We start from the raw sequence: 20,561 nt of genomic DNA, 5'->3' as shown, positions 1-20,561 counted from the left end.
ATGGAGATGATCTGGATCGACCGGCTGCGCCGGCTCAACCGCGGCATCGCCCTTCTGACGGGGCTGATGCTGCTGGCCTGCGCGGGGTTCGTGCTGCTGGATATCACCATGCGCCGGCTCGGCGGCTCGCTGGGCGGCACCGAGGAGATCGCGGGCTACGCGATGGCCATCGGGACCGCCTGGGGCATGGCCTATACGCTGCTCGAGCTGGGCCATGTCCGCATCGACCTTCTGCGGGCGCGCGGCACGACGCTGGTGCGCGCGCTGGCCGACATCTTCTCGATGGTGGTCCTGACCGCCACCGTCACTTTCATCGCGGTCCAGGCCTGGCCGGTCGTGGCGCGCTCGCTGGCCAATTCCAGCCGGGCGAACACCCCGCTCGAGACGCCGCTCGCCTGGGTTCAGGTGCCTTGGTTCGCGGGCTGGGTCTGGTTCGCGACGGTCTCGGCGGTGCTGACCCTGCTGGCCTTGTCGATGGTCCTGCGCGGCCGCGCGGGGGAGACCGAGGCCGCCATCGGCGCCTTCGCGGAAGTGGATACGCTGCAATGATCGGCGCCGTCGCCGCGGGTCTGCTGGGCCTTCTCGCGCTGTCGATCCCGGTGGGGATCGTGCTGTTCCTGCTGGGCTTCGGGGTGGATGCCTTCTTCTCGGCCTTTCCGCTGTCGCGGGGCCTGGGCAACATGGTCTGGTCGTCCTCGAACTCGGCCACGCTGATCGCCATCCCCTTCTTCGTCCTGCTGGGCGAGGTGCTGGTCCGATCCGGGGTCGCCACGCGCACCTATGCGGCGCTCGACCGCTGGGTTAGCTGGCTGCCGGGCGGGCTGGTCCATGCCAATATCGCGACCGCCACGATGTTCTCGGCCACCTCGGGCTCCTCGGTCGCGACGGCGGCGACGGTCGCCACGGTGGCGATGCCGCAGGCCGAGAAGCTGGGCTACGACCCCAAGCTCTTTTCCGGGGCGATCGCGGCGGGGGGCACGCTGGGGATCATGATCCCGCCCTCGATCAACCTGATCGTCTACGGCTTCCTCACCCAGACCTCGATCCCGCGGCTGTTCCTGGCGGGGCTGGTGCCCGGCCTGCTGCTGGCGCTGGCCTTCATGGCGGCGACGGTCGCGATCTGCGTGGTCCGGCCGGGCCTGGGCGGCGTGCGCCGGACCTTTCCCTTCGCGCAGATGCTGCGCGCGCTCTTGGATCTGGGGCCGATCATCCTGCTTTTCGGCCTGATCGTCGGCTCGATCTATCGCGGTTGGGCCACCCCCACCGAGGCCGCCGCCGTCGGCGTCGCGGGCGCCTTCGTGATCGCCGCGCTTTTCGGCGGGATCAACTGGCAGATGCTGCGCGAGAGCCTTCTGGGCACGGTCAAGATCACCGCGATGATCATGCTGATCGTGATCGGCGCGTCCTTCCTGAACTTTACGCTGGCCTCCGCCGGTCTCGGGCGCGAGATCAACGCCTTCATGGACGGGTTGGGGCTGGGGCCGCTGGGCACGATCCTGGTGATCGTCGTCCTCTATATCGTGCTGGGCTTCTTCATCGAGACGCTGTCGCTGATGGTCGTCACAATCCCGATCATCGTGCCGCTGGTCGTTTCGCAGGACTACGACCCGATCTGGTTCGGGATCCTGATGATCGTGCTGATCGAGATGGCGCTCATCACGCCGCCCGTGGGCCTGAACCTCTATGTCGTGCAAGGCGCGCGGAAATCGGGCTCGCTCAACGAGGTGATGCTGGGGACGATCCCTTACGTCCTCATCATGCTGGCGATGGCCTTCCTGCTGATCGCCGCGCCGGGGCTCGCGACCTGGCTGCCCGACCAGCTGGCGCAGTAGGGCTCAGTTCCCCATCGCCCCCGGCAGTGCGGTGACGATGCCGGGGAAGATCGTGATCAGCGCCACGCCGAGCAGGAGGATCAGGAAGAACGGGAAGGCCGCCTTCGCGATGCGCAGGATGTCGATGCCCGTCAGCCCCTGGATGACGAAGAGGTTGAAGCCCACGGGCGGGGTGATCTGGCTCATCTCGACGACGATCACGAGGTAGATGCCGAACCAGAGCGGGTCGATCCCCACCGCCTGCACCATCGGCAGGATGATCGAGGTGGTCAGGACGACGACCGAGATCCCGTCGAGGAAGCAGCCCAGCACGATGAAGAACACGGTCAGCACCGCCAGCAGCGCGAAGGGTGACAGCCCCATCTCGCCGATCCAGGCGGCCAGCGCGCGCGGGATGCCGGTGAAGCCCATCGCCACCGACAGGAAGGCCGCCCCCAGCAGGATGAAAGCGATCATGGCGCTGGTCCGCGTCGCGGCCATCATCGCCTGCCCCAGCAGGGCCCAGCTGAAGCCGCCCGTCGCGAAGGCCAGGATCACCGCCAGCACGACGCCCAGCGCCGCCGCGTCCGTGGGCGAGGCGAGCCCGGTATAGATCGAGCCGATCACCCCCAGGATCAGCGCCGCCACTGGGATCAGGCTGCGCGAGGCCTTGAGCCGCTGAAGATAGGGCAACCGATCGCCCCTCGGGGGGATCAGGTCCGGGTCCATCCAGGCCCGGAGCGCGACATAGCCCGAGAACAGCGCGACCAGCATAAGCCCCGGCAGGATGCCCGCCACGAACAGCCGCGCGATGCTCTGCTCGGTCGCCACGCCGTAGACGATCAGGATGATCGAGGGCGGGATCAGCAGGCCCAGCGTGGCCGATCCGGCCAGCGTCCCGATGACGAGGCCCTGCGGATAGCCGCGGCCTTCCAGCTCGGGCACCGACATGCGCCCGATCGTGGCCGCCGTCGCCGCCGACGATCCCGAGACGGCGGCGAAGATCGCGCAGCCCAGCACGTTGACATGCAGAAGCCGCCCTGGGAGGCGGCCCAGCCAGGGGGCCAGCCCGCTGAACATGTCCTGGCTCAGCCGGGACCGCAGCAGGACCTCGCCCATCAGGATGAAGAGCGGCAGGGCCGCCAGCGACCAGCTATGCGAATGCCCCCAGAAGGTGGTGGCCAGCACGAGGCCCGCCGGCGCGTTCGAGAAGGCCAGAAGCCCCACCAACGCCACCCCGGCCAGGGCCAGCGCCACCCAGACGCCCGCGGCGAGAAAGGCGAAGAGCAGGATCAGCAGGACGAGGCCCGTCAGGATCAGGTCCATCAGGCTTCCTCTCCGCCGCCCAGCACCGGCTCGCGCGCGGCCCAGGTCTCGAAGAGGCTGTGGATCAGCGAGACCGTCAACAGCCCGAGCCCCGTCACCATGAAGAGCTGCGGCAGCCAGAGCGGGACCGGGACGATCCCCGGCGAGACGTCGCCGAACGCGATGCTCTCCTGCACCAGCAGGAACGCATAGCCCGTCGCGAAGCCCACGAACCCCGTCGCGAGGGCAATCACGAAGAGCTCGACCGCCAGGCGCAGGCTGCGCGGCAGCAGCCGCGTCACGAGGTTCACGCGCACATGCCCCCCGGTGCGCAAGGTCCAGGGCAGCGCGAGGAAGGTCGCGCCGGCCAGCAGGAATCCCGCGAAATCCGCATAGGACGGGATCGTCGTGGGAAGCGGCAGGCCGATCCGGCTGCCCGCGTTCAGGAGGACCTGCGCCGCGATCAGAAGGCAGATCGCGCCGATGCAGGCGGCCGCGGCGATCGCGGCGGCGCGGTAGAGCGCGTCGAGGATGCGGGCCATGGGCTTGGCGGGGGCGCCGGGGCGCCCCCGCGCGTCCTTACTGGTTGAAGGTCTCGAGGATCTGCTTGGCCTCGTCGGAGGCCGAGGCGTTCCAGGTCTCCAGCATCTGCGCGCCGAAGCCCTGCAGATCCGCGACCAGCTGCTCGGAGGGCGCGTAGACCGTGATGCCGTTCGCGGCGAGCTCCTCGGTCTTCGAGCTCGTCTCCTCCATCGAGAGCTGCCAGCCGCGCGCCTCGGCCCGCGCCGCCGCTTCGAGGATCGCCTTCTGCGCCGCTTCGTCGAGGCGCAGGAAGGCCCGCTCGTTCACGACGACGATGTTCTTGGGCAGCCAGGCGTCCACCTGGCCGTAATGGGTCACGAAATCCCAGGCCGAGGAGGACACGCCGGTCGAGGGGGACGTCATCATCGCCTCGACCTGGCCCGTCGCGAAGGCCTGCGGGATGTCGGGCGCCTCGACCTGCACGGGCGCGGCGCCGGCCAGGCCCGCGAATTCCTCGAGCTGGGCGTTATAGGCGCGGAAGCGCAGCCCCTCGAGATCGGAGGCCGCCGTGACCTCGCCATTGGTGTAGAGACCCTGCGCGGGCCAGGGCACGGCGTAGAGCGGGCGCAGCCCCTGCTCGGCCAGAAGCTCGGTGATGACCGGCATCTGCGCATCCCAGAGCGCCCGCGCCTGCTCGTAGGAGGTGGCGACGAAGGGCTGGCTGTCGAGGCCGAAGGCCGCGTCCTCGTTCGAGAGGCGCGACAGCAGGAACTCCCCGATCGGGACCTGCCCCGACCGGACGGCGTTCTTGATCTCGGCATGCGGAAAGAGCGATCCCGCCGAATGCACCGTGATATCGAGCGCGCCCTCGGTGGCGCCGCGGATGTCCTCGGCGAATTCGATGATGTTGGCGGTGTGGAACACGCTGTCGCCATAGGGCGTCGGCATGTCCCAGGATTGTGCCGCGGCCGGCAGCGCGGTGACGGCGGCGAGGGCGGCGCCCAGAAGCAGTTTCATGATCCAATCTCCCGTTGGTTCGGTCCCGTTCTGCGCCGCAGCCTACAGCAGGCGGGGACGATGACCAGAGCCCAGGCCACGCCGACGCTAGGCCGGAGCCCGCGCGAACCTAGCAGCGAGTGGGAGTTGTAGTGGTGCCCGGGGGCGGAATCGAACCACCGACACGAGGATTTTCAATCCACTGCTCTACCCCTGAGCTACCCAGGCACCGGGTGCGACGGGCGGGCCGTCGCGGGGTGGCGATCACTTAGGACAGGGCCGGAGGGGAGGCAAGACCGAAATCCGGCCCGGTGGCTCAATGGCGGCGCGGGGTGTCCTCGGCCTCGCGCAGGATCTCGTCCAGCGCCTCCTCGGCATCCTCGGGGCGGGTCGAAGGGACAGCATAGCTGCCGTTCAGCCACTTGCCGAGATCCACGTCGGCGCAGCGGCGCGAGCAGAACGGGCGGTAGGCCGCGACGGCGGGCTTTTCACAGATCGGGCAGGTCACAGCAATTCCTCCAGCGGGCGGCGTTCGCGGCGGCGCGTCAGCTCGGCATGGCCGAGCGGCGTCCACCCGATGAAACTGGTCTCGACCGGGTCGGATTTGAAGGCCCCGCGCAGCGCCGCCTCGAAGGTCTGCCGGTCGCGCTTCGGCATCGGGGCGAGGTCGAGCACGATCTGGCCGCCCAGCCCCCGCAGGCGCAGCTGGCGCGGCAGCTCCCGGACCAGCGCGAGATTGGCCTTCAAACCGCCCGCGCCGCCCTCTGGCGTGTTCACGTCGACGGCGACCAGCGCGCGGGTGCGCTCGATGAAGGCGGTGGCCGCGCCGAGCGAGACCTCCGGCCGGCGGAACGCGTCGAGCTGGTCCAGCACGCCCGCCCAGTCGTCGGAGGGTGCGGCATCGGCCCATTCCCGCCAGGCCAGATCATGCGCGTCGGGCGCATCGAGCAGCAATTCGGGCTCGTGGCCCGGATCGCCCAGCACCTTCACCGCGAGGTCCCAGGTCGCCGCCAGATCCTCGGCCACGGCCTCGGCCTCGGCGCCGTCGCAGGCCGAGCGCAGGATCACGCCCAGCCCCTCGGCCGCGGGAAGATCGGCCAGCGTCTCATGCGCGATTTCCAGCAGCCTGTCGCGCTCCGCCTCGTCTTTCAGGGCGCGGGCGACGTTCACGCCGGGCGCGCCGGGGGTGACGATGCAGTAGCGCGACTTGAAGAGCACCCGGTCAGTCACCGGCACGGCCTTGCCCGCCTCGGCCGCCCCCGAGACCTGGACCAGCAGCGACTGGCCCGGCTCCAACCCGCGGGCGTTGCGGTGGAAGCCCGTCAGGCCGCCGCCCAGCTTCATGAACATGCCGCCCTGCCCCTTCACGGGCCGGTCGCACGTGGCTCGGAAGATGGCGCCGGGGCCCGGCCGGTCGTCATTCGCGTCGATCAGCAGGTCGTCGAGCAGCCCGCCCACGAGCCGTGCGGCGGCGGCGCGTTCGCCGAATTGGCCCAGGACCATTTGCACGTCGTTCATGTCCAGATCTCCAGCCCCGCGGCCTGCAACAGGTTGGCCGTCTCGTGCAGCGGCAGGCCGATGATTGCGGAATGGCTGCCCTCGATCCACGCCACGAGGGCCGCGGCGGGCCCCTGGATGGCGTATCCGCCGGCCTTGCCCCGCCAGTCGCCGGTGGCGAGGTAGCCCGCGATCTCAGCCTCCGAGAGCTGCTTCAGCCGGACCGTGCTGACCGAGGTGCGGAACCAGCGCCGGTCATCGCGGCGGACGGCCAGCGCCGTGATGACCTTGTGGCGACGCCCCGACAATAGCCGCAGGAAGGCCGCAGCATCTTCGGCATCTTCGGGCTTGCCGAGAATCCGGCGCCCGACGGCCACCGTCGTGTCGGCGCAGAGGACGATATCCTCCGGCCCGGCCGCGACGGCATCGAGCTTGGCGGCGGTGATGCGTTCGCAATAGGCGCGCGGCAATTCGGCCCCGCGCGGGGTCTCGTCGACCTCGGGCGGGCGCACGGCGTCGGGCACGACGCCGATCTGCGCCAGCAGCTCCAACCGCCGGGGCGAGCCGGAGCCCAGGACGAACACTTACTTGAAGCGGTAGTTGATGCGGCCCTTGGTCAGGTCGTAGGGCGTCATCTCGACCTGGACCTTGTCGCCCGCGAGGACGCGAATGCGGTTCTTGCGCATCTTGCCTGCCGTATGCGCGATGATCTCATGGCCGTTCTCGAGTTCGACCCGGAATGTCGCGTTCGGCAGGAGTTCCTTCACGACGCCGGGGAATTCGAGAAGCTCTTCCTTGGCCATGATCTCTCCTGTGTTCTCGCCGCAGGGTCGCGGCCGGATGCGGGTAGATGGTCCCAAACCGGCGAAAGTTCAAGGGGCAATGCGCCGGTCTGCGCCGCACCGCGGCACGGCTGCGCGCGGGCCAGGCGCTAGGTAGGCATTCGGGAAATGTCCCGTCGTTGGGTCGTCGTCCCGCATCCAATTCTGATTCAGCCCGCTCTCGGCCTGGAACCACTGCCCGGGGAGGCGAAGGTCGAGCGTGTCGCCGGTCGAGACGTGGACGCCGCCGAAGGGCAGGTAGCGCGCCTCCCAGACCACGAGACCATTGTCGTCCGTGGCGAAGACCGGGCGGCCAATGTGGTCGGTGCGGACGTGATAGACTGCGCCCCCCTCGACCACCGCCACCACGGTCCCGTCCATCCAGACGTATTCGCGCAGGAGCGTATGCGTTCCCGCCAGCGCATCGACCTCGTATTCCGCGATCCGGTTGCCATCGAGGTCGTGGACCGAGTGGATCGTCCGCTGAACTGTGATCAGGCGGCGCACCACCTGCTGGCCCAAATGGAAGAGCTAGGTCCACTTCAGCTCCTTGGACGCTCATCAATCCCAGAAGTGGATTGTCACCGAAGGGATGAGATGAGAACTATCATTCTGTTTCTCTTCGGTAAGTTCTGATCCCCCCCAGCTAGGAACCATCAAGTGTTCGTGATCTTTCGATCTCTCTACATGGTCCAAGGCTTGTCGAAGTTTCTGGAGGCCTACAGCATCGAAATGAATGTGTAGTTCATGACCTTGATCACCTACACCGACCTCAAAAGTCAAAACGTATTCATCTTGTTGGGCCATGAAGGCGATCTCCTATCGGGTACTTTCTCTTCTTCAAACTGGTGCTGCCAATCCTGTTTACATCGACGTGGGGATATTCAATACCTCGTCTGTAGTTTCCCCCGGGATCGATGCGGTAGGATCGCCCCGTGTTTCTATTCACGTAGCCGCCCTGCCCTTGCATTGGATTAGTGCCCCTGAGCTCAAACCCTTTTAACCGGAACATGGTGTCAATTTCTTTTGGCGATTTACCATAAAATGGGTTGCCCCCTAAACCCCGGCGGTGAACGCCCAGACCCGCATCTCCGAACCGCATCCCGCGAACGCCAAGCTTGGCGGCTCTTCCAAGCCCGCCTGGGGCGACGTCAAGCAGAAGCCAAGCCGTTTCAGCGCCTATCAAGCCATCGTCGGAGTAGCAGAACTCGTCATAGGCCTCGGCGGCGGCGTTGATCGCCGAGTAGACGGAGTATCCGAGGAGGAGGAGCGGAATGAACTCCCCCGTCGGATCCGTCGACCGCATCGGGCTCTGCAGCGCATAGCCATACACGCTCGCCCCATCCACCAGCCCCAGCGGGTCGGCCTGGATGTACCGCCCCGTGGTCGGGTCGTAGTCCCGCATCCAGTTCTGGTGCAGGCCGCTCTCGGCCTGGAACCACTGGCCCGGGAAGCGCAGGTCGAGCGTGCCGCCGGTCGAGACGTGGGCGCCGCCGAGGGCCAGGTAGCGCGCCTCCCAAACCACGAGACCACTATCGTCAGTTGCAAAAACCGAACGATATGGTCGGTGTAGACGGATAGACCACGCAGCCGCTGATGAACTAGGTGGCCATCCGCAGTTCCTTAGGCTGCTTCGGTAGCTTTCGGCGGTCCTTAGGCTGGGAGCGACGCCGATGGCTAAGAGGAGAGCATCAATAGCCGAAGAAGCGCCGCTCCCTGATCCGATGGACTCGCCCCTCCTTGAATTCGATTTCGAAAGTATGAGTGCCCGGAAAAGGGAGCCCTAGGAAGGTGTCTACATCCTGGCCGATGACCCAGAAGTCTGCCGTCCCGTTCAGGCGAACAAAGTCAGAATTACTTACGACCTTCTTTTCAGGATACTGGATCAGTTGGCCATCTGTAACATAGGTCGGCCCTGTGGCAGCTGCACTGATCCGCGCGTCCTCATTCGTGACAGTGACTTCAAGCACCTTCTCCGGCGTCGACCCAATCGCGTAGGGGCCTGCCTGGCCGAAACGATGCGTCCAGGATAGGCCCGTCGCATACAGGACGGGAACGGAGAGCATCGCTAAGACGGCTACGAATAGGGTAATCCACTTCATCGCTACCAGTCCCCGTAACGGCGAAGTTCACCGTATTTCTGGGCTTGCGCGCCTAGGTCTGTCACGAGCCCACCCGACATCTGAATGACATTTTCTGCGGCGGTATTCGAGTTTGGACCCAGCACGGCGTTGTACCTTCCCCGCCTGAAGCGATTCCCGTTCGTAATTACGAGATCGTCGAAATCCCTTATGGATGTTCCTTCAGGCGGCCTAACACCCACAATTGTTGTTCCGCGCCCGCGACTGTCAATGACGGTACCGAGAAAAAGGGCTCGGTCCCGCTGATAGGCCGGCGTCGTACCTTCCAGATCGAAAGCGCGATCACCTGCGGCGAGGGAAAACTGGCCGGTGATCGGACCTCGGTCGCCGTCCTGAAGGCACTGATCCCCGGGGTCATCGTCCGTGACAAATACAGCACAGTGCCGACCTCGCGGCAGATAGCCAAGAGCACCGTCGAGTGGCCGGCACATTCCCCAGACCGCCTCCCCCTTCGGATCCGTCCACCGCATCGGGCTCTGCAGCGCATACCCATACACGCTCGCCCCATCCAGCAGCCCCAGCGGGTCCGCCTGCACGTACCGCCCCGTCGTCGGGTCGTAATCCCGCATCTAGATCCGGCGCAGCCCGCTCTTGGCCTGGTACCCCTGCCCCGGGAAGCGCAGGTCGAGCGTGTCGCCGGTCGCGACGTGGACGCCGCCACCTGGACGGCTCGCGCCCCTCAGCCGAACCGGTCCTTCAGCCGCGCCATGATCTGGTCGCGGCTCTGGCGGTAGCTGGCGAGCTTGGCGTCGCGCGTCTCGCCCAGGCCCGTCGGGTCCATGATCGGCCAGTATTCGACCTCGATATGGGCGTGCCGCGCCAGTTCCTGCGCCATGCGCTGCGAGGCGGGGGAGAGCGCGACGATCAGGTCGAACCCCTCGAGGTCGTCGCCCCATTCCTGCATCTCGTCGAAGCTGCGCGAGCGATGGCGCGAGAGCTCCACGCCCAGCTCCTCGCAGACGGCGATGGCGAAGCCGTCGATCTCGAGATCATTCCGCACGCCCGCCGATTGCACGTAGATGTCGTGGCCGTGCAGCTTCTTCATCAGCCCCTCGGCCATCGGCGACCGCACCGCATTGTGATCGCAGCAGAACAGGACCGATTGCGGCTGCCTGCGCTTGTCGCCCGCCACGCTCAGCCCCCCGAAATGCAGCACGCAGATCAGCGTGAAGAGCCGTCGGGCCGTGTCGGTATCGATCTCGGCCTTGCCCTTCAGCCGCTCCTGCAGAAGCCGCGCGCCCTCGTTGTGGATGCCGCGCCGCGCCATGTCGATGGCCTCGATCTGGCTGGGCGGCAGCTTCTTGACCGCGTCGAAATAGGCCTCGCAGATCTGCCAGTAATCCTTCACCACCTGCCGGAACGGCCCGAGGCTCAGATGGAATTCGCCCGCCCGGTCGCCGGCCTCGGTCGCGATGTCGAAGACCAGCCGCCGCTCGCGAATGGCGAGGGCCAGGCGGTAGGGCCCCGCGGGCGCGGCATCGGCGACGAGGCCGAAGCTGTTGTCCTCCAGCAGGTCGAAAATGGCGACGGCGCGCTCCTGTTCGATCTCCGGCGTGGGCGTGGGCAGGCCGTGATCGTCGATTTCGACATGGCAGAGGCGATTGGTCATGGCCGGCAGATATGACCGCTTTCGCATCCGCCGCCAAGACGGGGTGACGCCGCCCGGGCGCTTGCGCTAGCGATGCCCGGGAGGGAGGATCGCGATGCCGCTTGCCATGAACCGAGAGGTCTTCGTGACCTGCGCCGTCACGGGCTCCGGCCAGACGCAAGACCGCAGCCGGCACGTCCCCCGCACGCCCGACTCCATCGCCGCGGATTGCATCGCCGCGGCGCGGGCCGGGGCCGCCGTCGCCCATGTCCATGTGCGCGACCCGGAGAGCGGCGCGCCGTCGCGCGACCCGGCGCTTTACCGCGCGGTGGTCGAACGGGTGCGCGCCGCCGAGACGGATGTCGTGCTGAACCTGACCGCCGGCATGGGCGGCGACCTGGTCCTGGGTCCGCCCGACACGCCCCTGCCCCCGGCCGGGGGCACCGACATGATCGGCGCCGAGGCGCGGCTGGCGCATGTCGCCGACTGCCGCCCCGAGATCTGCACGCTGGATTGCGGCACGATGAACTTCTCGGAAAACGACTACGTCATGACCAACACGCCGGGCATGCTGCGCGACATGGCGGCCCGGATCCGCGACCTGGGCGTCCGGCCCGAGGTCGAGTGCTTCGACACCGGGCATCTCTGGTTCGCCAGTGAGCTCGCGCGCGAGGGGCTGCTCGACGATCCGGCCCTGGTCCAGCTCTGCATGGGCGTGCCGTGGGGGGCGCCGAACGACCTTTCCACGCTGCTGGCCATGGTGGGCGCGGTGCCGGAGGGCTGGACCTGGTCCGCCTTCTCGCTGGGACGCGACCAGATGGCCTATGTCGCCGCGGCCGCGCTGGCGGGCGGGAACGTGCGCGTCGGGCTGGAGGACAACCTGATGCTGGACCGCGGCGTGCTGGCGACGAACGCGCAGCTCGTGGAGCGGGCCGTTGGCATCTTGCGCGCAATGGGCTGCCGGATCCTGTCGCCCGGGGAGGTGCGCAACCGGTTGGGTCTGGAAAAGAGGATGCCGCGCTGACGCGCGACGGCGCCGCTGGGGCCGAGGGGAGCTGCCCCTCGCGCTCCCCGAAGTATTTCGGGCCAGAGGAAGAGGTTTGAGCATGAAGGCTGCAATACTTGGCGGTGGGGTGATTGGCGGCGGCTGGGCCGCGCGATTCCTGCTGAATGGCTGGGACGTCGCGGTCTTCGATCCGGCGCCCGGGGCGGCCGCGGCCCTGAGCGAGGTGCTCGACGGCGCGCGCCGCGCGCTGCCGATGCTCTACGACCGGGCGCTTCCCGTCGAAGGCCGCTTGCAGGTCGCCGCCACGCTCGAGGCGGCCGTCTCGGGGGCCGACTGGGTGCAGGAGAGCGTGCCGGAGCGGTTGGCACTGAAGCACGAGGTGCTGGGCGCGGCCTGCCGGGTCGCGAAAGATGCCGCGGTCGTCGCCTCCTCGACCTCGGGCTTCAAGCCGTCGGATCTCAACGCCGCCGGCGCGCGTGCCATCGTGGCCCACCCGTTCAACCCGGTTTATCTGCTGCCGCTGGTCGAACTCGTCGGGCCCGACACCGCCCGCGCCGCCGAGATCCTGCGCGAATTGGGGATGTTTCCCCTCGAGATCGGGGCCGAGATCGATGCCCATATCGCCGACCGCCTGCTCGAGGCCGTCTGGCGCGAGGCGCTCTGGCTGGTGCGCGACGGCATCGCCACGACCGCGCAGATCGACGAGGCGATCCGCATGGGCTTCGGTCTGCGCTGGGCGCAGATGGGGCTGTTCGAGACCTATCGCATCGCGGGCGGGCCCGCGGGCATAGCGCATTTCCTGCGGCAGTTCGGACCGGCGTTGAAATGGCCCTGGACGCGGCTCATGGACGTGCCGGAGCTCGACGCGGCGCTCGTCGATCGGATCGCCACGCAATCGGACGCGCAATCGGGTCACCTTTCCCTGCGCGAATTGGAGCGTCGGCGCGACGACGCGCTGGTGACGATCCTGCGCGGGCTGCGGCGCCGCGGACAGGGCGCGGGCGAAGTCGTCGCGGCCCATGAGGCGCGGCTGCCCGCCCCCGAGGGCGGCCTGAGCGTCCGCCGCCGGGTGCCGGTCACCTGGACCGACTGGAACGGGCACATGAACGAGGGCCGCTACGGGCAGGTCTTTTCGGACGCGGCCGACGCCGTGATGGCTCGCTGCGGCGCGATGCCCGGCGACGGGGACGGATGGTCCTTCTTCACGGTCGAGACGACGATCCGCTACCTGGCGGAAACCCATGCAGGCGACCCGATCGAGGTCGCGACGGAGGTGGTTGAGGCGGCGGGCAAGAAGCTGCGGCTGCGCCACCGGATGACGCGCGAGGGCTCCCCGCTGGCCGAATGCGACCAGCTTCTGCTGCATGTCGAGTTGGACACGCGCCGCTCCGCCCCGATGCCCGAGGCCATGGCCGCGCGGCTGCGCGATTTCGGCTGAGGCTCAGCCTTGGTTCAGCCGGTCCAGCCGGGCCTGCACGCTGATGCCATGCGCCTCGAGCGACTCCGATCCGGCCAGCGTCACGGCGGCCGGACCCACCGCCTTCAGCGCCTCTGGCGTCATCCGCGCCATGGTCGTCCGCTTGAGAAAATCGAGAACCGAAAGCCCCGAGGAGAACCGCGCCGAGCGCGCGGTGGGCAGCACGTGGTTCGGCCCGCCGACATAATCGCCGATGGCCTCGGGCGTCCATTGGCCCAGGAAGATCGCACCCGCGTGGGTGATCTTCGCGGCCAGCGCATCGGGATCGGCCACGGCCAGTTCCAGGTGCTCCGGCGCGATGCGGTTCGCCAGCGCCGCCGCCTCGTCCAGGTCGCGAACCGTGACGACGGCCCCGAAATCGCGCCAGGACGCGCCGGCGATGTCGCGCCGCGCCAGTGTCTCCAGCCGGGTCGTGACGGCCTCGGCCACGCGCGCGCCGAAACCCGCGTCATCGGTGATCAGGATCGACTGGGCGCTCGCGTCATGCTCGGCCTGGCTCAGCAGGTCGACGGCGATCCAGTCGGGGTCGTTCTGCCCATCGGCGATCACCAGGATCTCGGACGGCCCCGCGATCATGTCGATCCCCACGCGCCCGAAGACGCGGCGCTTGGCGGCGGCCACGAAGGCATTGCCGGGGCCGGTGATCTTGTCGACGGGGGCGATCGTCTCGGTGCCGTAGGCCATCGCGGCCACCGCCTGCGCGCCCCCGATGCGGTAGATCTCCGACACGCCCGACAGCCGCGCGGCCAGCAGGACCAGCGGGTTCAGCACGCCGTCGGGGCTGGGCACGCACATCACCAGGCGCGTCACGCCCGCGACCCGCGCGGGGACCGCGTTCATCAGCACCGAAGACGGGTAGCTCGCAAGACCGCCCGGCACGTAGAGCCCCGCCGCGTCCACCGGGCCCCAGCGCCAGCCCAGCGTCGCGCCGGCGGCGTCCGTCCAGGACGCATCCTCGGGCAACTGGCGTTCGTGATAGGCGCGGATGCGCTCGGCCGCCTGTTCCAGCGCCGCGCGCTCGGCCGCCGGCACCTGCGCCACGGCGGCATCGACCTCCGCCTCCGACACGGCCAGCCGGTCGGGCGTCAATTCCAGGCGGTCGAACCGCGCGGTCAGGTCGATGACCGCGGCATCGCCACGCGCGCGCACATCCGCGATGATCGCGGCGACCGCGTCGTCCACATCGACCGAGTCCTCGCGCTTCATCGTCAGGAGCGCGGCGAAGCGGCTCTCGAAATCGGCATCCGAAGAAGTCAGGAATTGCGGCATCGGGTCAGGTCTTCCTTGTGAAAGCGCTCCGGGGGGCCGGAGCCCGGGCACGGCCCGTCAGGCGTCGTGATCGGGGGCCTTCCCCGAGGGCGCGCCATAGGGCCGGGTCACGTCGCGCAGGGTCAGGTCGAGGCAGTCGCAATCGAGCTCGACCACGCCGTCGCCGGAAAACGTCAGCCGCAGCTTACCGTCGGCATCGGTCCCCGGCTCCCATTCCAGCGCCAGCAGCGACAGGATCGTGTCGGCATCGCCCGGAACCACCCCCTGCCCGCGCACGTGGCGAACCTCGGTCACGGTGAGGACGGTCTGCACCCGCTCGGGACGACGGGTGCCGTGCTCCCAGCGGAAGCGGTTGAGCAGCATTGCGAAGCGCCCCGGCCCCTTCTGCCAGCGCATCTCGTTCGCGGGCAGGACGGCGTCCTGGCACAGCGCCGAGACGACCTGCAGGTCCTCCGGATCGGTCGCCCAGAGGCGCAGCGGCGCGCCGTCGGCGTCGTGGAACCGCGCGTCAACCATCTTCCTTGATCCTCTCGATCGTCGCGCCCACGCCGCGCAGTTTGGCGACGACATGCTCGTAGCCGCGATCGAGGTGGTAGACGCGGCTGACGGTGGTCTGTCCCTCGGCGGCCAGCCCCGCGAGGATCAAGCTCACGCTCGCGCGCAGGTCGGTCGCCATCACCGGCGCGCCCTTCAGGCGCTCGACCCCGGTCACCGTGGCCGTGCCGCCATGAACCTCGATCTGCGCGCCCATCCGGGTCAGCTCGGGCGCGTGCATGAAGCGGTTCTCGAAGATCTTCTCCTCGAGCACGCTGGTGCCGTCGGCGGTGCAGAGCAGCGCCATCATCTGCGCCTGCAGATCGGTCGGGAAGCCGGGAAACGGCTCGGTCTCGACATCGACAGCCCGGATCGGGCCGTTGGCGCGGCGCACGGTCAGGCCCTCCGGCGTCTCGGTGACCGCGGCTCCGGCGGCCTCGATCTTGTCGCAGAAGGCCGAAAGCAGCGCGCGCCTGCCGCCGAGACAGGTCACCTCGCCGCCCGCGATCAGCGGCGCCAGCATGTAGGTGCCCAGCTCGATCCGGTCGGTGACGACCCGGTGGGTCGCGCCATGCAGCCGGTCGACGCCCTCGATGGTCAGCGTCGCCGTCCCCTCGCCCTCGATCCGCGCGCCCATCGCCTTGAGACAGCGGACGAGATCCGTGATCTCCGGCTCTTGGGCGGCGTTCTTAAGGACGGTCGTGCCGCGGGCCAGCGTGGCCGCCATCAGCGCGTTCTCGGTCGCGCCGACCGAGACGAAGGGGAACGCGAAGGTTCCGCCCCGCAAGCCGCCCGCGGGCGTGGTCGCGTGGACATAGCCGTCGCGCAGCTCCAGCTGGGCGCCCATCGCCTCTAGCGCCTTGAGGTGCAAATCGACCGGCCGCGCGCCGATGGCGCAGCCCCCGGGCAGCGACACCACCGCCGAGCCGTGCCGCGCCAGCAATGGGCCCAGCACTAGGATCGAGGCGCGCATCTTGCGGACGATGTCGTAATCGGCCCGCGCGCCGTTCAGCGCGTGGCTCGACAGCGCGAGCACCAGCCCGTCCGACAGCGCCGAGACCTCGCAGCCCAGCGATTGCAGCAAGGTGGACATGGTGCGGATGTCTGACAGCCGCGGCGCATTGGTCAGGGTCAGCGGCTCGTCCGACAGAAGCGTCACCGGCATCAGCGTCAGGCAGGCGTTCTTCGCGCCCGCGATCGGGATCGACCCCTGAAGCGGGCCGCCGCCGGTGACGATGATGCTATCCATTCCGCTCGTCCTTCCGCTCGCCGTCGCCCTTTGGCCGAGGGGGCGCCTCCTCCTCCGCGCGGGCGCGCTTCTGGGCCTTGCGCCGCGCCATGTTGGCCTTCAGCGCGGCCTTCAGCCGGTCCTCGCGGGTGGGTGTGCCATCCTTGCCCATGGGCGATCCTGTCGTCTCGCGCCCGCATAGCGAAAGCCCGCGGCAGGGTCCAGCGGAGGCGGTCAGAGAAGGGGTTGCACGGCCCCGCCGTTCGGTCTAATCGCCCCACCACATGGCCGCTGCTGTAGCTCAGAGGTAGAGCACTCCCTTGGTAAGGGAGAGGTCGAGAGTTCAATTCTCTCCAGCAGCACCATGATTTCCCACGATTTTTACATCCACCGCATCGGGCCGAACGGGATCCCTCGCCCGGTCGATCGCTACCCCTGTGCCGGGTCGGGACAGGGTGCCGCGGATGGCGGACGGCCCCGGGCCGGGAGGCTTTGCCTCACCCGCTCCCGGCCTCCGCCGTCTCGAAGCTCCAGCCGTCGAGAAGCTCGCCCAGCCGCGACAAAAGCTCCATCGCGGGGCCGCCCGACCCGCTCCCCGACCCATCGGTCGCGATGCGGACGCGGCCGGACATGCCGGGCAGCAGCGCCGCGCGCAGTGCGGGGGTCGGATCGAAGGACACCTGAACGGCGAAGCGGGATTCCTCCGGCAGAAGCGGCGAGACCGGCTGGCCGGGGAGCAGCTGTTCCTGCCCATCCTCGGCCACGAGGATGCGGTGAACCACCCCCTCGAATTTCTGCCCGTCGAGCGCGTCGATCTCGATCCGGGCCGCGTCGCCGACCGCGATCCGGCTGACCTGGTCTTCCGAGACCCAGGCCCGCATCCAGACGCGATCCGTGTTCCAGATCGAGACGATCGTATCGTTCGGCCGCACCGAGGCCCCGGCGCGTGCGGCGACGTTCACGACGACCCCCGCCTCCTTCGCGTCGATCTCGGTCCTGGCCAGGGCCGCTTCGACCCGCGTCCGCTCGGCCCGGGCCTCGGCAATCCGGGCGCGCAGCACGTCGCGTTCCGCGGCGCGCAGGGCGTCGCGCGCGGCGCGGGCCCGCGTCTCGCCCAGGGCGGCCTGCGCCTCGGCCAGCTCTGCCACGCGGCGGGCCAGCAGCGCCGCGGCGGCCCGGTCGTCCTTACGGATCTCCTCGAGATCGGCCGCGGCCACGAGCCCACGGTCGGCGAGTGCGCCCTGCCGCGCCAGCGCGTCCCCCGCACGGGCCCGCTCGGCGAGGGCGGCGTCACGGCGCGCCTCCGCAGCCGCGATGGCGGCGCGGGCCTGCTCCAGATCGCTGTCGAGGATCGCGCGGGCCACGTCGTCGGCCACTTCCGCGCGCCGCAACTCGGCCCGGAGCCGGGCGATATCGGCCTCGGAGGCGCGCAGCAGGGCCGCGATCTCGGCGTCCTCCAGGACGGCGACGATCTCGCCCGCGGCCACCGCGTCGCCCAAGCCCACGCGCAGCTCGGCGATGCGGCCATCCTCGGCGATGCCGACATGCGTGACCGCGCCGTGCACGAAGGCCTCGTCGAGCGCGACCGCATCTCGCTCAGGCAAGTCCGGGCTCATCGTCATCAGCAGCGCCGTCGCCCCGAGCACGAGCCCGGCGATCGTCAGCACGACCTTCGACATCGAAAACCGGGCCTTGCGGCTGCCGGTCTTGGCCTTCGCCGGGTCATCCGGCTTCGATCCCTCATTCTCGGTCTGCTCGGACATCTCAGGTCCCTCCTTTGACTGTTTCATTCGGTTTCGCGCCCGGGATCAGCGCGCGCAGATGCGCCGGGCGCAATGCCAGCACCGCCGCGCCCAGGGCGAAGATCACAAGAAGCGGTGCGACCACCTCGAGACGCTGCCGCGTGACCGCCTCGATCAGCAGAAGCGTCCCGGTCAGCGTGAAGCTGATGCTCAGGAAGACGCCCAGGGCGACGCGCCCGATGCCGGCCTGGTCGGCGTCATGCGCGATCAGCCCGGTCAGCAGGACGCCCAGCACCGAGAGCGAGGGGGTGATCGCCGAGATCGTCTCGCCCGCGAAATAGAGCTCGCTGACGCGGAAGGTGACCCAGGACAGGCATGCGCCGACGAGCATATGCGCGGCGAAGCGACGCCGCCCGAAGAGGATGCAGACCGGGTCCAGCACCATCCGCACGATCAGGAGCGTCATGCCCGCCGCGATCGCGAAGCGCAGCAGTTCCACCGGCTGGAGGATCATGAGCGTCAGGAACGCCCCGCCGAGGAACCCGCCGCAGCGCAGCCCGTGCAGGCGCACCAGCCCGAGCCAGGCGATCAGGCTGAGGAAGACCAGAAGCGGCAGGAACACGAGGTCGACCGGGAAGACGTCCATGACCGGGCTGGTCTCCAGCCGGCCGAGGTCGGGGAAGACGAAGATAAGCGCCACCACGGCCACGGTCACCACGGCGGTCGTCAGCCCGATATTCACGGTGGTCTTGGCGATGCCGTGGCGCGAGAAGTCATGCGCGATCAGGCCCGGCACGACATAGCCCACGCCGCGCAGGAACGGCGAGCTGTCCTGCACTCCCATCTGCGCGATCAACGTCGCGTCGAGCGCGAGATGGATCGCGGACGAGCAGACGATCGTCAGGCTGAACTTGGCCGAGGCCGGCAGGATGGTCAGCCGCGCCAAGCCCTTGTGGATCGCCAGGTAGCTGGCCAGCGCGACCAGGAAGACGGCGGGCAGGACAATCGGCTGGAAGATCGCGAAGGCCAGGTAGCCGGGCACCGCGATCCCGCCCGTGGTCAGATGGCGCCGTTCGTAGAACAGGATCGAGACGGTGATGCCCAGCACAAAGGCGAACCGCACCAGATCGGGATGGTAGTATTGCGCCATCACGCGGCGCTCCGCAGCGGGGCCTCGGCCTCGCCGCTCCAGACGTGGTCGTCGTCCTCGAGCGTGGCGCGCAGGCGCGTGGCGTCCGCGGTATGGATATTGGCAAGGCCCACCAGCACGGCCGAGCCGCCATCCGTCACCTGATCGAGGATATCACGCGGCGTCGGGTCCTTCGGAAGCTTCAGCAGGCGCGCATTCTTCAGGCCGGCCTTGCGCACGGCGTCCCGGAGCGTGTCCAGGTTCTCGCCGGCTAGGAAGACGCGGTCCGCCGTCTCCGCGCCGGCCACCATCTCGGCGAATTCGAGGGTCCGGTCCTCGCGATCGGCGCGATTGTTGAGCACGAGGATCAGCTCCCCGCGCCCCTCGGCCCAGCCGGCCACGCGGTCGAGATTGGCTTGCGCGCTTTCGACGTCGTTCACGCCGAAGAGGTCGATCCAGTAGAGATCGCGGTCCTCGACCCGGTGGTGGAACAGCTTCGAGGCCCCCGGATCCGGCCGGGCCTTCCGCATCCCGCGTAGCGCGACGTCCCGGGGCACGCCATGGCGCTCCGCCACGGCAAGAGCCAAGGCGACGTTCTCGGGGAAGCTGAGCGGATCGAAGCCGGCCATCTCCGCGTCGGAGACATCGCCGGCGGCGACGGCGACGAGATGCCCGTCCCGGGCCGCGACGGCCTCGGACAGCACGGCGCGAAGCTCGGCCCGGCCTTCCGCCGTGAAGAGCGGCGCGGCGCGCGGGGCGGTGTTCGACAGCGAACTGGCGATATCGGTCAGGCGGTAGCCCAGTTGCCCGATATGGTCGCGACGGACATTGGCGATGATGCCGTCGGTCGCGCGGATCATCCGCCGCTCGGAGACGCGCTGGTACTCGGGCTCCAGCGCCATGCATTCGATCACGAAGGCCTGCGTTTGCGGATCGATCGCGCGGCGCAGGATGTCGATCTGCTCGATGATCGTGGGGGCCCCGGTCCGGGCGATCGTCTCCTCGCGGCCGTCGGGGCGGATCAGGCGCGTGGCGCTGCCGGTCGTCTTGGCGACCGTCCGGATGCCGCCTTCGCGCAGGGCGCCGGCGATGTAGCGCACGATGGTCGACTTGCCGCGGATCCCGTTCACGTGAACGCGGATCGGCACGCGACGCAGCAACGCCTCGTGGCGGCGCGTCTGGACGATCCAATACGCCAGCATGCAGGCCGCGCAGGCGCAGGCCAGGATCAGCGGTCCCCAATTCTGCATCGCTTCGTTCACGCGCGTCTCCATTCCCGGGCCGAGCTCTGCCTTCGCCCCCGGGGGGCGTCGCGGTTCGAACTCGGCGTGAAGTCCTGGCTTCGACCACGGCAGCGCGACGGCTTTTCGCCGAAAATGTGGCTTTCCGATCAAGAAAGAGTGACGGTATCCATCGGATTTTTCTCAGAATTCCGGGAACCTTTTGCCGGGTCGCCGCATGCGCGGCGCGGGCCCGTCTTGCCATGCCCCGCGCC

At 68.8% G+C, this 20,561-nt stretch carries 24 protein-coding genes, 2 tRNA genes and 1 pseudogene; 5 read left to right on the top strand and 22 right to left on the bottom strand.

Annotated elements, in window-relative coordinates; all coding sequences use genetic code 11:
• Positions 1-6: 6 nt before the first annotated feature.
• The gene (locus P8627_RS13340; protein ID WP_347882272.1) at positions 7-549 is read left to right on the top strand and encodes a TRAP transporter small permease subunit; all 543 of its coding nucleotides are present in this window, start codon (positions 7-9) and stop codon (positions 547-549) included.
• On the top strand, positions 546-1,832 hold the full coding sequence (locus P8627_RS13335; RefSeq protein WP_279964665.1) for a TRAP transporter large permease: 1,287 nt from the start codon (positions 546-548) through the stop codon (positions 1,830-1,832). The genes P8627_RS13340 and P8627_RS13335 overlap by 4 nt, the downstream gene beginning before the upstream one ends.
• Before the next feature lie 3 nt (positions 1,833-1,835).
• Here P8627_RS13335 and P8627_RS13330 read toward each other — a convergent pair whose 3' ends face one another.
• From P8627_RS13330 to P8627_RS13265, 15 genes and pseudogenes are all read right to left on the bottom strand, one after another.
• Positions 1,836-3,137: a TRAP transporter large permease gene (locus P8627_RS13330; RefSeq protein WP_279964663.1), complete on the bottom strand. Its 1,302-nt coding sequence runs from the start codon at positions 3,135-3,137 to the stop codon at positions 1,836-1,838.
• Positions 3,137-3,658, bottom strand: a complete 522-nt coding sequence (locus P8627_RS13325) for a TRAP transporter small permease (protein ID WP_279964662.1) — start codon at positions 3,656-3,658, stop codon at positions 3,137-3,139. The genes P8627_RS13330 and P8627_RS13325 overlap by 1 nt, the downstream gene beginning before the upstream one ends.
• A gap of 37 nt (positions 3,659-3,695) precedes the next feature.
• On the bottom strand, positions 3,696-4,655 hold the full coding sequence (locus P8627_RS13320) for a TRAP transporter substrate-binding protein (RefSeq protein WP_279964661.1): 960 nt from the start codon (positions 4,653-4,655) through the stop codon (positions 3,696-3,698).
• A 132-nt stretch (positions 4,656-4,787) separates the two neighbouring features.
• Positions 4,788-4,862: transfer RNA gene (locus P8627_RS13315), tRNA-Phe, on the bottom strand.
• An 88-nt stretch (positions 4,863-4,950) separates the two neighbouring features.
• Positions 4,951-5,142, bottom strand: coding sequence for a DNA gyrase inhibitor YacG (locus tag P8627_RS13310; RefSeq protein WP_279964660.1), 192 nt, complete (start codon positions 5,140-5,142; stop codon positions 4,951-4,953).
• A complete protein-coding gene (locus P8627_RS13305; RefSeq protein WP_279964659.1) occupies positions 5,139-6,152 on the bottom strand; it encodes a ribonuclease E/G in 1,014 nt (337 codons plus the stop codon). The genes P8627_RS13310 and P8627_RS13305 overlap by 4 nt, the downstream gene beginning before the upstream one ends.
• Positions 6,149-6,715, bottom strand: a complete 567-nt coding sequence (locus tag P8627_RS13300; RefSeq protein WP_279964657.1) for a Maf family protein — start codon at positions 6,713-6,715, stop codon at positions 6,149-6,151. Before P8627_RS13300 ends, P8627_RS13305 begins: the two co-directional genes overlap by 4 nt.
• Positions 6,716-6,934, bottom strand: coding sequence for a translation initiation factor IF-1 (infA, locus tag P8627_RS13295; protein WP_007205486.1), 219 nt, complete (start codon positions 6,932-6,934; stop codon positions 6,716-6,718).
• Positions 6,935-7,003: 69 nt separating this feature from the next.
• Complete coding sequence (locus P8627_RS13290; protein WP_279964637.1) at positions 7,004-7,459, bottom strand: RHS domain-containing protein; 456 nt, start codon at positions 7,457-7,459, stop codon at positions 7,004-7,006.
• Between the two features lie 54 nt (positions 7,460-7,513).
• Positions 7,514-7,759 (bottom strand): Imm32 family immunity protein, encoded by a 246-nt coding sequence (locus P8627_RS13285; RefSeq protein ID WP_279964636.1) that lies wholly within the window; start codon positions 7,757-7,759, stop codon positions 7,514-7,516.
• Positions 7,743-8,477: an RHS repeat-associated core domain-containing protein gene (locus P8627_RS13280; protein WP_279964635.1), complete on the bottom strand. Its 735-nt coding sequence runs from the start codon at positions 8,475-8,477 to the stop codon at positions 7,743-7,745. Before P8627_RS13280 ends, P8627_RS13285 begins: the two co-directional genes overlap by 17 nt.
• A 166-nt stretch (positions 8,478-8,643) precedes the next feature.
• Positions 8,644-9,054 carry a hypothetical protein gene (locus tag P8627_RS13275; RefSeq protein ID WP_279964634.1) on the bottom strand — a complete coding sequence of 137 codons (411 nt, stop codon included), beginning with the start codon at positions 9,052-9,054 and terminating at the stop codon, positions 8,644-8,646.
• Positions 9,055-9,056: 2 nt separating this feature from the next.
• Complete coding sequence (locus P8627_RS17090) at positions 9,057-9,662, bottom strand: RHS repeat-associated core domain-containing protein (protein WP_407932937.1); 606 nt, start codon at positions 9,660-9,662, stop codon at positions 9,057-9,059.
• A gap of 110 nt (positions 9,663-9,772) precedes the next feature.
• Positions 9,773-10,153, bottom strand: coding sequence for an arsenate-mycothiol transferase ArsC (locus tag P8627_RS13270; RefSeq protein ID WP_279967469.1), 381 nt, complete (start codon positions 10,151-10,153; stop codon positions 9,773-9,775).
• Positions 10,154-10,231: 78 nt separating this feature from the next.
• Positions 10,232-10,702: pseudogene (locus P8627_RS13265) on the bottom strand (UPF0262 family protein); the annotation flags it as partial.
• Between the two features lie 94 nt (positions 10,703-10,796).
• Here P8627_RS13265 and P8627_RS13260 point away from each other — a divergent pair.
• Both P8627_RS13260 and P8627_RS13255 read left to right on the top strand, forming a co-directional pair.
• Complete coding sequence (locus tag P8627_RS13260; RefSeq protein WP_279964632.1) at positions 10,797-11,705, top strand: BKACE family enzyme; 909 nt, start codon at positions 10,797-10,799, stop codon at positions 11,703-11,705.
• 82 nt (positions 11,706-11,787) lie between these two features.
• Positions 11,788-13,125: a carnitine 3-dehydrogenase gene (locus P8627_RS13255; RefSeq protein WP_279964631.1), complete on the top strand. Its 1,338-nt coding sequence runs from the start codon at positions 11,788-11,790 to the stop codon at positions 13,123-13,125.
• Positions 13,126-13,128: 3 nt separating this feature from the next.
• Here the strand turns inward: P8627_RS13255 and hisD are convergent, their stop codons facing one another.
• Genes hisD through P8627_RS13235 form a run of 4 tightly spaced genes read right to left on the bottom strand, consistent with a single transcriptional unit; the run spans position 13,129 to position 16,367 of the window.
• Complete coding sequence (gene hisD, locus P8627_RS13250; protein WP_279964628.1) at positions 13,129-14,433, bottom strand: histidinol dehydrogenase; 1,305 nt, start codon at positions 14,431-14,433, stop codon at positions 13,129-13,131.
• Between the two features lie 57 nt (positions 14,434-14,490).
• Positions 14,491-14,949: a DUF2948 family protein gene (locus tag P8627_RS13245; protein WP_279964626.1), complete on the bottom strand. Its 459-nt coding sequence runs from the start codon at positions 14,947-14,949 to the stop codon at positions 14,491-14,493.
• Positions 14,942-16,216 (bottom strand): UDP-N-acetylglucosamine 1-carboxyvinyltransferase, encoded by a 1,275-nt coding sequence (gene murA / locus P8627_RS13240; RefSeq protein ID WP_279964625.1) that lies wholly within the window; start codon positions 16,214-16,216, stop codon positions 14,942-14,944. The genes P8627_RS13245 and murA overlap by 8 nt, the downstream gene beginning before the upstream one ends.
• Positions 16,209-16,367, bottom strand: a complete 159-nt coding sequence (locus P8627_RS13235; protein WP_279964623.1) for a hypothetical protein — start codon at positions 16,365-16,367, stop codon at positions 16,209-16,211. Before P8627_RS13235 ends, murA begins: the two co-directional genes overlap by 8 nt.
• 118 nt (positions 16,368-16,485) lie before the next feature.
• Between P8627_RS13235 and P8627_RS13230 the strand changes: the two genes are divergently transcribed.
• Positions 16,486-16,560 (top strand) — tRNA-Thr (locus P8627_RS13230).
• A gap of 132 nt (positions 16,561-16,692) precedes the next feature.
• On the opposite strand, the gene P8627_RS13225 is transcribed toward P8627_RS13230, so the two are convergent.
• From P8627_RS13225 to pgsB, 3 genes are read right to left on the bottom strand one after another with little or no spacing between them, the layout of a single operon-like run.
• Positions 16,693-17,958: an HlyD family secretion protein gene (locus P8627_RS13225; protein WP_279964622.1), complete on the bottom strand. Its 1,266-nt coding sequence runs from the start codon at positions 17,956-17,958 to the stop codon at positions 16,693-16,695.
• 1 nt (position 17,959) lies between these two features.
• A complete protein-coding gene (locus P8627_RS13220; RefSeq protein ID WP_279964621.1) occupies positions 17,960-19,087 on the bottom strand; it encodes a poly-gamma-glutamate biosynthesis protein PgsC/CapC in 1,128 nt (375 codons plus the stop codon).
• Entirely contained in the window at positions 19,087-20,328 is a 1,242-nt protein-coding gene (gene pgsB / locus P8627_RS13215) for a poly-gamma-glutamate synthase PgsB (protein ID WP_279964620.1), read from the bottom strand. Before pgsB ends, P8627_RS13220 begins: the two co-directional genes overlap by 1 nt.
• Positions 20,329-20,561: the final 233 nt, after the last annotated feature.

The organism is Jannaschia sp. GRR-S6-38 (genome assembly GCF_029853695.1).
In the GTDB taxonomy this organism is placed as follows: Bacteria; Pseudomonadota; Alphaproteobacteria; order Rhodobacterales; family Rhodobacteraceae; genus Jannaschia; species Jannaschia ovalis.
The sequence above is the reverse complement of the archived record's forward strand: the minus strand, read 5'-3'. Positions and strand labels throughout refer to the sequence as shown.